Origin of the sequence: Agromyces sp. NDB4Y10, assembly GCF_001620055.1 — a bacterium.
Classification (GTDB): Bacteria; Actinomycetota; Actinomycetes; order Actinomycetales; family Microbacteriaceae; genus Agromyces; species Agromyces indicus.
On the sequence record NZ_LQGY01000030.1, the window covers coordinates 1 to 11,518 of the forward strand.

Annotated in this window: 5 protein-coding genes and 1 pseudogene; all 6 read left to right on the forward strand. The window is 73.3% G+C overall.

Annotated elements, in window-relative coordinates; all coding sequences use genetic code 11:
• Positions 1-445 (forward strand): annotated as a pseudogene (locus AVP42_RS16660) (hypothetical protein); the annotation flags it as partial.
• A complete protein-coding gene (locus AVP42_RS08005) occupies positions 442-1,155 on the forward strand; it encodes a hypothetical protein (protein WP_067947870.1) in 714 nt (237 codons plus the stop codon). The pseudogene AVP42_RS16660 and the gene AVP42_RS08005, both read left to right, overlap by 4 nt.
• A 209-nt stretch (positions 1,156-1,364) precedes the next feature.
• Positions 1,365-6,707 carry an Ig-like domain-containing protein gene (locus tag AVP42_RS08010; RefSeq protein ID WP_082847097.1) on the forward strand — a complete coding sequence of 1,781 codons (5,343 nt, stop codon included), beginning with the start codon at positions 1,365-1,367 and terminating at the stop codon, positions 6,705-6,707.
• Positions 6,708-6,735: 28 nt separating this feature from the next.
• Entirely contained in the window at positions 6,736-7,704 is a 969-nt protein-coding gene (locus tag AVP42_RS08015; RefSeq protein WP_197466987.1) for a MoxR family ATPase, read from the forward strand.
• Complete coding sequence (locus AVP42_RS08020; protein ID WP_067947869.1) at positions 7,701-9,038, forward strand: DUF58 domain-containing protein; 1,338 nt, start codon at positions 7,701-7,703, stop codon at positions 9,036-9,038. The genes AVP42_RS08015 and AVP42_RS08020 overlap by 4 nt, the downstream gene beginning before the upstream one ends.
• Positions 9,035-11,329, forward strand: coding sequence for a transglutaminase family protein (locus tag AVP42_RS08025; protein ID WP_082847098.1), 2,295 nt, complete (start codon positions 9,035-9,037; stop codon positions 11,327-11,329). Before AVP42_RS08020 ends, AVP42_RS08025 begins: the two co-directional genes overlap by 4 nt.
• Positions 11,330-11,518 lie beyond the last annotated feature (189 nt).

Sequence of the window (11,518 nt, forward strand, 5' to 3'; positions counted from 1 at the left end):
GGCCGACGTCGAGCCGGCCCCGCAGGGCGTCCGGCGGCGGCGCGTCGTCGCTGCCACCATCGGCGCCGCGGCATCCGTCGTCGTCGTCGCCGCGGTCGGCGCGGCCATCGCGCTCGGCGGTTCGCTCGGGAGCCCCGCCGAGGGCGTCGACGCCGGCCCCGGCACCGGGGAGGACGCCGTCGTGGCTGCGACCGTGCCCACGCCCGAGGTCGACCCGGGGAAGCCCGCCGGCGACGGCCGCGTGGTCTTCGGCGTGCGCCACGACGGCGCCGAGGAGGGCGACCGCTACCGGTGGCGCAACGTCGACGGCACGGGCGGCACGGCGATCGCCGACGGCCCGGAGATCGTCGTCGACGGCGTGGCCGACGGCCGCCCCGTGTGCATCGAGGTCCAGGTGCAGCGCGGCAGCAAGACCTCCGAGCCCGTCACGGGATGCACGGCATGAGGCCGCTCCGCGTCGAGTACTGCGGCGAGTGGTACACCGTCGAGTCCGGCCGGACGTTCGGCATCGGCCGGGAGTCCGACCTCACCATCGACGACAACCCCTACCTGCACCGCACCTTCCTGACCCTTTCGAGCGAGTTCGGCCTGTGGTGGCTGTCGAACGTCGGACAGCTGCTGTCGGCGACGGTGTCGGATGCCACGGGCAGCGTGCAGGCGTGGGTCGCGCCGGGCGCGAAGCTGCCGCTCGTCTTCCAGACCGTGCACGTGATGTTCAGCGCGGGCGCCACGACGTACGACTTCACGGTGCACGCCGAGGAGGACTTCTACAACACGTCGCTCACCGCCCGCCCCGTCGACGGCGGGACGACCATCCTTCCCGTGACCCTCACGACGAGCCAGCGGCTGCTCGTGGTCGCGCTCGCCGAGCACGTGCTCGCGCAGCCCTCCGCCGGGCGGGCGACGGTGCCGAGCTCGGCCGAGGCGGCGGCGCGCCTGGGCTGGAGCATGACGACGTTCAACCGCAAGCTCGACAACGTGTGCGAGAAGCTCGACAAGATCGGCGTCGACGGGCTGCGCGGCGGGAGAGGCCGGCTCGCGACGAATCGCCGCGCGCGGCTCGTCGAGTACGCCGTGGCGACGAGGCTCGTGAGCGCCGACGACCTGCCGCTGCTCGACCGCGCGGCCGAGGAGCGTCCGGAAGCGTCGTCCTGACGACGCCCCGAATCGCCGTCGAGCCGACGCCCGGCTCGGCGGAGGGCGTTCTCCGATTGATGCGTCCGAATGGGCACCGCTCCCCATTCGGCGGCTCCGGAGGACCGTGTTAGCGTGATGCCCGGCCACCGGTCTCGGGGGCCCGGCCCGCCGGTCTCCGGCGGCGACATCCGACGCCCTATCGACGGAACGCACGCGGGGAGACGAGCTTGGTCACGTTGAGGTCCTGGGTGCGCACGCGCCGCAAGACGGCCTCCGTCGTCGCGCTCGCCGTGCTCGCGGGCGTGCCCGTCGGGATCGCGGCACTCCATCAGGGCTTCCCGGTCACCGACCCCGACCTGCGCGCCCGCGAGGTCTGGGTGACGAACGCGGAGGAACTGCTCGCCGGCCGGCTGAACCGGCAGATCGAGGAACTCGACGCCGCGGTCGCCGCCGCGACCAACGACATCGACGTGTTCCAGCACGGCGACGACGCCTTCCTGTACGACCCCGGCGTCGGGTCGGTGGAGCGCATCGACCCGTCCTTCACGACGCTCGTCCAGCGCATCGACGTGCCGCCCTCGTCGCAGCTCGCCTACGGCGGCGACGTCATCGCCGTGCTCTCGCCCGAAGGCGAGCTGTGGCGCGTGCCCGCCGCGGCGGACCTGGCCTTCGACTACCGGGGCACCGATCCGATCGCCGAGCTCGGCGACGACGCGCAGGTCGCCGTGAGCGGCGACGGCACCGTCTTCGCCACGGCGCCGGGCGACCGCGAACTGGTCAGCATCCGACGCGACGCCGACGAGCCGCAGCGGACGGAGCTTCCCCGGCTCGGGCGGCACCAGATCGCCGCGGTCGGCGAGCGCGCGGTCGTCCTCGACGTCGAGGCCGACGTCGTCATCGCCGACGGCCGCGAGATCGACCTGCCGGAACCCGCGCTGCGGATCCAGCAGTCCGGGCCCGAGCGGGACCGCGTGGCACTCGCCACGTCGACGGGCCTGCTCGACGTGCCGCTCGGAGGCGGCGACATCCGCGTCATCGACAGCGGCGCCGAGGTGCCGTCGGCCGACGCCGGCGAGGTCGCCGCGCCGGTGCGCCTCGGATCCTGCCTCCACGGCGCGTGGGCGCCGGGGCAGCGCTACCTCGCGGCGTGCGACGGTGCCGACCCCGAACCCCAGTCCATCGACCAGCCGACCGCCGGGTCGCGGCTCGAGTTCCGGGTGAACCGCGACGTGATCGTGCTGAACGACCTCGCGAACGGCAACGCGTGGCTCGTCGACTCCGACCTGCGGCTCGTCGACAACTGGGAGGAGGTCACGCCGCCCGAGGAGTCCGACGAGCTCGAGGGCGACGAGAAGTCGTCGCAGCAGACGTTCGAGGACACGCTCGCCGAACGCACCGACGTGAACCGGCCGCCCGTCGCGCGCGACGACGACTACGGCGTGCGTCCCGAGCGGACGACGATCCTCGAGGTCCTCGAGAACGACACCGACCCCGACGGCGACGTGCTCACCATCGCCTCCGTCTCCGACGTGCCCGAGTCCGCCGGGCGGCTCGAGCTCATCGACGGCGGCCGGGCCCTGCAGTTCTCGCCCGCGGAGGGCGCCGCGGGCAGCGTGTCGTTCCGCTACGGGGTGAACGACGGACGCGGCGGGGTCTCCGAGGCGTCCGTGAACGTCCGCATCGTGCCCGACAGCGAGAACGCCGCACCCACGTCCATGCGCAGCGGCGCGATCAGCCTCGAGCAGGGCCGTCAGCTGTCGTACAACGTCCTCGCGGACTGGAACGACCCCGACGGCGACGACCTGTACCTCGTCAACGCATCGCCCACCGGCGGCGACACCGTGCGCTTCAGCCCCGACGGCTACGTCACCTTCGAGCACCGCTCGGCCGAGCTCGGCACCAAGGAGGTGCAGTTCACGGTCTCCGACGGGCGCACCACCGCGGCGGGGACCCTCACCGTGGAGGTCAAGCCGACGGGCACGCTCAACCCCATCGGCACGCCCGACTTCGCGCAGGCGTTCGTCGGCGAGACCGAGCTGATCGAACCCCTCGTGAACGACCTGTCGCCGTCCGGCGCCGGCCTCGAGCTGCTCGGCATCGTCGATCCGCCCGACGGGGCGACCATCACGCCGAACGTCGAGCGCGGCACGATCGCATTCTCCGCGAACGCCCCGGGGGAGTACGTCTTCCTCTACGACCTGGGCGCGGGCGCGGCCGTGAGCAAGGGCCTCATCCGGGTCCAGGTCGTCGATCCGCCCGGCGAGGCGCCGCCGCCCATCGCCGTGAAGGACACGGCTTACCTCCGCGCGGGGGAGCCGCTGACCGTCCCGGTGCTCGCGAACGACGTGTCCCCGTCCGGCCGCGTGCTCGCGGTGCAGTCGATGGACGACTCGGCAGCCGAGGGCCTGGTGTCGGTCGAGATCCTCACCAACACCGTGCTGCGCATCACCGCCTCGCAGGCCGTCGACGAGCAGCTGCAGGTCGCCTACACCGTCTCCGACGGCGTCAACGCCTCGACCGCCACCGTCACGATCGTGCCGGTGCCACCGCTCGTGAAGCACCAGCCGCCCGTGGCCGTCGACGACGGCGCCATCGTCCGGGCGGGCGACATCGTGACCGTGCCGGTGCTCGAGAACGACTACCACCCGGACGCGGCGAAGCTGCACGTCGAGCCGGAGCTGCTCGACGTCGAGGTCGGCGACGGGCTGGCGTTCGTCGACGGCGACACCGTCCGCTTCCAGGCACCCGAGGCGCCCGGCGCGTACAGCGCCGTGTACACGATCGGCGACGACCACGACCAGTCCGCTCGCGCGGCGGTGCGGTTCACGGTCGTCGCGCGCGACGCGGGCGAGAACCGCGACCCGCTGCCCACGCCGCTCACCTCGCGCACCTTCGCCGGCTCCGCCGTGACGGTCGACGTGCCGCTCGACCAGCTCGACCCCGACGGCGACTCCGTCACCCTCACCGGCATCCGCTCGGCCCCCACCCTCGGGCGGATCATCGAGCGGACCAGCACGTCGTTCACCTACGAGGCCCTCTCCGGCTCCGCGGGCACCGACAGCTTCACGTACGAGGTGCGCGACACGTTCGGCGCGACCGCCGAGGGCACCATCCGGATCGGCGTCATCCCGCGCCCGGCCGTGCAGCTGCCGCCCAAGGCCGTCGACGACGTGATCGAGATGAAGCCGGGCCGCACCGCCTCCGTCGAGGTGCTGCTCAACGACTCCGACCCGAGCGGGTACCGGCTGCGCGTGGTCGACCTGCCCGAGGTCGACGACGGCATCGAGGCCGAGATCCGCGACCGTCGACGGATCGTGGTCACCGCACCCGAGCAGGAGGCGGCGTACACGATCCGCTACGAGATCTCCAACGGCCGCGGCGGCGCCGACACCGCGTTCCTCCAGGTGGCCGTGACGGACGACGCGGTGATCGACCCGCCCACCGCGAAGGACCAGGTCATCGAGCCCGAGCAGGTGGTGGACGGCGAGTCCGTCACGGTCGATCCGCTCGCCGACGCGACGAACCCGGGCGGGCTCGTCGACGACCTCGAGGTGACGCTCGAGGGCCCGAACGCGGGGCGCGCCGAGGTGGCATCCGACGGCACCATCGACGTCGAGCCGGGACGCGAGCGCTACGCCGTCGCCTACAAGCTCACCAACACCCTCGACGACCTGTCGGCCACGGCGTTCGTCATCGTGCCCCCGGTCCCGTCGGGCGACGACACCGTCGAGGAGACCCAGCGACCCAAGACGCCGGAGGAGCTGCTCGCGGAGGAGAAGGCCAAGTTCCCGGCGCCGTACCTCAAGGAGCTCGGCGAGATCATCGTGCCCATGAACGGGCGCATCAGCTGGAACGTCGACGACCTCGTCGTCGTGCCGTCGGGCAACCCGGCCACGATCCTGTCCGCCTCGGCGACGAACTCCGGCGAGGCGCCATTCGTGAGCGGCACCGCGCTCCAGTTCGTGCCCGCGCGCGACTACCGCGGACCGGCGTCGGTGACGTTCGAGGTCACCGACGGCAAGGGCGCCGACGACCCGGTCGGCCGCAACGCGATCCTCACCATCCCGATCACCGTCGGCGATCCGAACTTCAACGACGCGCCGCCGGCGTTCACGCCCCGCAGCGAGACCATCGAGGCGGGCGAGGCGCCGCTCACGGTCGACCTGCGCTCGTCGACCGACCACCCGAACCGCGACAACATCGAGCGGGTGTCGTACCAGAACCTGTCGGGTTCGACCGCCGACATCCGCGGCGAGCTCGTCGAGGGTTCCCTGCTGCGGCTCTCCGCTCCGCTGGGCGTCCAGCCGGGCACGAAGACCCGCATCACGTTCGACGTGGTGTTCAACGAGTTCCGCGTGCCGGGCTACGTCGACGTCGCCGTCGTGTCGTCGACGCGCGCCATGCCGAAGGCGAACGACGACGGTCCGGTCGAGATGGTCCGCAGCGAGACGCGCACGATCGACGTGCTCGCCAACGACTTCAACCCCTTCGCCCCCGACGCGCCGCTCCGCATCGTCGCGGCGCAGATCGACCAGGCGGATGTCGGCGCGAACGCGTCCGTGAGCCACACCGCCTCCGACGTGACGGTGCGCACCGGCGCCGCGTTCACGGGCACGCTCAGCGTGATCTACCGCATCCAGGACGGCACTCGCGATCCCGCGCGCGAGTCGCAGGGGCGCGTGACGGTCGTCGTGCGCGACCGGCCCGACCGCCCCGCCGCGCCGGCGATCATCGGCTCGGGCGACCGCACCGTGACGATCCGCTGGGCGGCACCGGCCAACAACAACTCGCCGATCACCGCCTACCAGGTCGACGTCAACGGGCAGGCGCGCGACTTCGGCGCGAACGCCGCGGGCGTGAACCAGCAGATCGGCAACCTGACCAACGGCACCGCCTACCGGTTCATGGTGCGCGCACAGAACGCCAAGGGGTGGAGCGAGTGGTCGCCGGTGTCGGCGTCGGCGACGCCGTACGGCACGCCGACGGCACCGCGGAACGTGAACGCCCAGGTCAACGGGAACGCGCCGACGAGCGTCGACGTGTCGTGGGCGGCGCCGAGCGACACGGGCGGGGGCAGCGTCCGATACGAGGTGCGCCTCGACTCGGGGAGCTGGACGAACTCGGGAACCGACCGCGCCCACCGATTCACGGGCGTCGGCGCCGGCAGCCACACCGTGCACGTTCGCGCGGTGAACGAGGGCAGCAACAAGACCGGTCCGGCCGAGTCGCGGAACTTCACCGTGCAGGACCCGCCGCCGCCGCAGGCGGGCGCGACGGTGCGCAAGGGCGGTCCCGCCCCGTACTGCAACGGATGCCGCTACGTCATCGGCGACTACCAGAACTTCCAGCCCGGCAACTACCAGATCACCGTGCAGTACAAGGAGTGGAACACCGACGCCGCCTGGCAGAACCTGTCGACGTCGTCGTACAACCTCTCCGCGAACGGGAGCGTGCAGACGCTGAGCGGCCTCGGCACCGCGAACCCCGACCAGTACCCCGCCGTCCGCATCCGCTTCGTCGGACCGAGCGGCACCGTCTACAGCCAGGTCGCCCACTGGGGCCGGCTCTGACCCACCACCATCACGAGGACGACACACCATGACCGTGACCCAAGACCAGGCCCTGTGGTTCCAGGACGCCTTCTCGAAGCTCGTCGACAACGTCGACCGCGCCATCCTCGGCAAGCGCGAGGTCATCGAGCTCGTCGTGACCGCGATGCTCTCCGACGGGCACGTGCTGCTCGAGGACTTCCCGGGCACCGGCAAGACCGTGCTCGCGAAGGCGCTCGCGAACACGCTCGACGGCACGCACTCCCGCATCCAGTTCACGCCGGACCTGCTCCCGTCGGATGTCACGGGGGTGACGATCTACGACCAGGGCAAGGGACAGTTCGAGTTCCACCGCGGGCCGATCTTCGCCTCGATCGTGCTCGCCGACGAGATCAACCGTGCGAGCCCGAAGACCCAGTCGGCGCTGCTCGAGGTCATGGAGGAGGGCCGGGTCACGGTCGACGGCGTGAGCTACGAGGTCGGCAGCCCGTTCATGGTCATCGCCACGCAGAACCCCGTCGAGCAGGCCGGCACCTACTCGCTGCCCGAGGCGCAGCTCGACCGGTTCCTCGTCAAGACCTCGCTCGGCTACCCCGACCACGACACGGCCGTGACGCTCCTGCTCGACTCGGCCAACCGCGCGCGCGCCTCGAAGGTGTCGCCGATCATCGCCTCGAGTTCGGTCACCACCATGGCGCACCTCGCCTCAGAGGTGCACGTCGACGCCGCCGTGCTGTCGTACCTCAACCAGATCGTGTCGGCGACGCGCGAGCACGCCGACTCCGCCCTCGGCGTGAGCATGCGCGGCGCCCTCGCGCTCGCCCGGACCGCGAAGACGTGGGCCATCTCGCGGGGCCGCACGTACGTGACGCCAGACGACGTGCGCGAGCTCGCCGTGCCCGTCCTCGCCCACCGCATCATCGTCGACCCCGAGTCGGAGTTCTCCGGCGTCACCGCGGAGCACATCGTCACGCGCGTGGTCGCCGACGTCGCGCCCCCGGCGTACCGGGCGGCATGACGGCCGGAACCGGCGCGCCCCCGGCACCGAAGGTCCCGTCGCAGGCGCGCATCGCTCTGCGGTCCGTGCGGCGCTCGGCCGCGGCATCCGTCGCCTCGACCGCCGCCCGGCTGCGTCGCCTCGGCGCGCGCGCAGCCGCGTTCGCCGAACCCGTCACGAACGTCGTCTCGGCGACCGGATGGCTCGTGCTCGCCGTCGCCGCCGCCTCGTTCGCAGTCGCGTGGGCGCTCGGCTGGATCGAGCTCGCGTTCGTCGGTGCGACGCTGCTCGCCGCACTGCTCGTCGCGATCCCGTTCGTGTTCGGGCGCGTGCGCTACCGCGTCGGCGTCGAACTCCAGCCGCGCCGCGTCGTCGCCGGCGAGCGCGCCCTCGGGCGGCTCGTCGTCGAGAACATCGGCGAGGCGCCGTCGGTGCCGTCGCAGCTCGAGCTGCCGGTCGGCGCCGGGCTCGCCGAGTTCGTCATCCCCGCCATCGGCCCGGGCGACGAGCACGAGGAACTGTTCGCCGTGCCCACGCAGCGTCGCGCGGTGATCGTCGCCGGCCCCGCGGCATCCGTTCGCGGCGACCAGCTCGGACTGCTGCGCCGCGAGGTGCGCTGGACCGACCCGGTCGAGCTGTTCGTGCACCCCGTGACCGCGCGGCTGCGCCCCTCGGCGGCCGGCCTCGTGCGCGACCTCGAGGGCGAGATCACCAAGACCATCACGAACAACGACATCTCGTTCCACGCGCTGCGCGCGTACGAGCCGGGCGACGCGCTGCGCAACGTGCACTGGCGCACGTCGGCCCGCACCGGCCAGCTCATGGTGCGGCAGTACGAGGAGACGCGGCGCTCCCAGCTGCTGCTCGTGCAGGCCACCCGCGCCGACCACTACGCGTCCGAGGAGGAGTTCGAGCTCGCGGTGTCGGTGCTCGCGTCGCTCGGCGTGCAGGTGATCCGCGACGCCACGCGCCTCGCCGTCGCCACCGACCGGCTGACGCTGAACACGGCGACGCCCACGGCGCTCCTCGACGACACGAGCCGGATCGAACCGGCCGCCGCCGTCGGGGAGTCGCCCGCGGTCGGCCTCGCGCCCGCGGCGTCGCTGCGCGACCTCGTCCGCGAGGCGGCGCGCCGCGTGCCGGTGCCGAGCGTCGTGATCGTCGTCGGCGGGTCGCTGGCGCCGCTCGCGGAGTTCCGCGCGGTCGAGACCGTCTTCGGCTCCGACACCCAGGTCATCGCGTTCCGGGCCGAGGTCGGCGCGGCCTCGCGCATCGCGCGCGTGGGGGAGTCGACCGTCGTCACCGTCGGCGCGCTTGACGAACTGTCGCGCCTCGTCCGGAGGGTGCGCCCGTGACCCGCCCGCCCCGCTCCGCCCTCGTCGACCTCGGCGTGCTGTCGCTGCTGTCGCTACTCGGTGTCATCGGCTACGAGACGAGCTTCGGCGGGCTCGACTTCCTGGCCGCGGCGCTCGCCGGCATCGCGGTGGGCACGCTCGCGGCGGTCGCCGGGACGATGCTGCGGCTCGACGTCCTCACGACCGTGCTCCTCGGCATCGTGCTGTACTTCCTCGTCGGCACGCCGTTCGCCATGCCCGGCGCGGCCTTCCTCGGGGTGCTCCCCACGCTCGAGTCCCTCGCCGGGCTCGGGGTCGGCGCGGTGCACGGCTGGGCCGACATCCTCACCATCCAGGCCCCCGTCGAAGCCCCGGCGTACGTCGCCGTCGTGCCCTACGCCGCCGCCACCGTGGTGTCGCTCGTCGGCGGACTGCTGGTGCTGCGGTGGCTTCCGGCGAAGCGCACGCCGCTGCGCGCGGCCGTCGTGCTCATCGGCCCCGCCCTGCTGCTGCTGTCCGGGATCCTGCTCGGCACCGACGAGGCGTTCCTCGCGGCGGTGCGCGGGGTCGCGTTCGCCGCGATCGCGCTCACCTGGATCGCGTGGCGTCGCGGGGCGACCGTCGAGGCGTCCGGCGAGGGCGCCGCGCGTCTGCGGCGCCGGCGGCTCACCGGCGGGACCGCGGTCGTCGCCGGTGCGGTCGCCGTGGGCGCCGTCGCCGGGCTCGCCCTCGCCCCCGTCGCCCCCGACCGCTTCGTCCTCCGCGACGAGGTCGTGCCGCCCTTCGATCCGCTGGAGTTCCCGAGCCCACTGGCCGGGTACCGCACGTACACCAAGGACCTCGCCGAGGAGCCGCTCTTCCGCGTCTCCGGCCTGCAGCCCGGCGACACGCTGCGCCTCGCCGCGATGGACTCGTACTCCGGGCGGCTCTGGAACGTCGCGGGACCCGACGAGGCGGCCGGCGACGGCGGGTACTCGATCGTGGGCCGCACGCTGCCGCCGCCCGCTCTCGCCGACCTCGGCAGCGCCCGCGCGGTCGACGTCGAGGTGCTCGGGTACGACGACGTGTGGCTGCCGACCGTCGGGTACGGCTCAGAGCTGGAGCTCCGGGGCGACGCCGCGACGTCCAGCGCCGGCGACCTCCGCTTCAACGCCGACGCCGGCACGGCCGTGCTGACGAGCGGGGTCGGTCGGGGCACGGCGTACCGGCTCGAGTCGCGCATCCAGCGCGAGCCCGACGACTCGGCCCTCGTGGACGTTCCGGTCGCGCAGCTCACGCTGCCCGTCGTCGAGAACCTGCCCGACGTCGTCGCCGCGAAGGCCGAGGAGTACGCCGGCGATGCGGCGAGCCCGATCGAGCAGCTGCGCGCGATCGAGCGGGGCCTGAAGACCAACGGCTTCCTCAGCCACGGCCTCGCGAGCGACGCGGTGCCCTCGCGGGCCGGCCACGGCGCCGACCGCCTCATCGAGCTGTTCACCCGCACGCAGATGGTCGGCGACGAGGAGCAGTACGCCGCCGCGATGGCGCTCATGGCCCGCCACCTGGGGTACCCGGCCCGCGTCGTGATGGGCTATGCGCCGGAGGTCGGCGAGGGCGGCGACGAGGTCGAGGTCGTCGGGTCCGACGTGACCGCCTGGGTCGAAGTGCCGTTCGAGGGCGTCGGCTGGGTCCCGTTCCGCCCCACCCCCGACAACATCGACGTGCCCCAGGAGCAGACGCCGAAGCCCAAGTCCGAGCCGCAGCCGCAGGTGCGCCAGCCGCCGCGAGCCGAGCAGGCCGACGACGAGCTGCTCACGACCGTCGAGATCGACGACACCGACGACGAGGACCGCGATCGTCCGTTCCAGCTGCCGGCCTGGGCGTGGATCGTCATCGCGAGCGTGGGCATCCCGGCGGCCGCGCTGCTGCTGCCGATGCTCGTCGCGATGCTCGCCCGCCGCCGACGCCGTCGGCTCCGCCGCAGCGGCCCGACGGATCGGCAGGCGGCCGGAGCCTGGGAGGAGCTCGTCGACCGCTACGCCGAGCTCGGGTTCGACCCGCCGGAGCGCGCGTCGCGGCTCCAGACCGCACGCGACCTCGAGCGCCAGCTCGACGAGCAGGGCCTCGGGTCGGTCCGGCTCGCCGACGACGGCGTGCGGCTCACGTCGCTCGCCGCGACGGTCGACCGCGACGTGTTCGGCGGCGGCGACGTCGAGTCGGGTGCGGTCGAGCGTCGGTGGTCCGAAGCGGATGCCGCGGCCGCGGCCGTCGCGGCGGCGGCCGGCCGACTGCGACGCCTGATCGCCCGCTACCGGGTGCACCGACGGCGCTGAGCGTGGTTAAGGTGGGGGCGTGAGCGACTTCATCGTGCCCCCGCCGGGACTCGTGCCCGACACGCCCGCGCCGGCCGAGCCCGAGCGCACGGTGCGGGTGCCCGATCGGATCCCCGCCTTCAGGCCGCCCGCGCCGGCCACACCGGTCCCGAGCGCGCCGCCGGGCGCCGCCGCGCCGCCCCCGGTGCC

Bases quoted from the DNA above. Each gene is read 5' to 3' on its own strand.
- AVP42_RS08020 (WP_067947869.1), top strand. From the start codon at position 7,701: ATGACGGCCGGAACCGGCGCGCCCCCGGCACCGAAGGTCCCGTCGCAG.
- AVP42_RS08005 (WP_067947870.1), top strand. From the start codon at position 442: ATGAGGCCGCTCCGCGTCGAGTACTGCGGCGAGTGGTACACCGTCGAG.
- AVP42_RS08015 (WP_197466987.1), top strand. From the start codon at position 6,736: ATGACCGTGACCCAAGACCAGGCCCTGTGGTTCCAGGACGCCTTCTCG.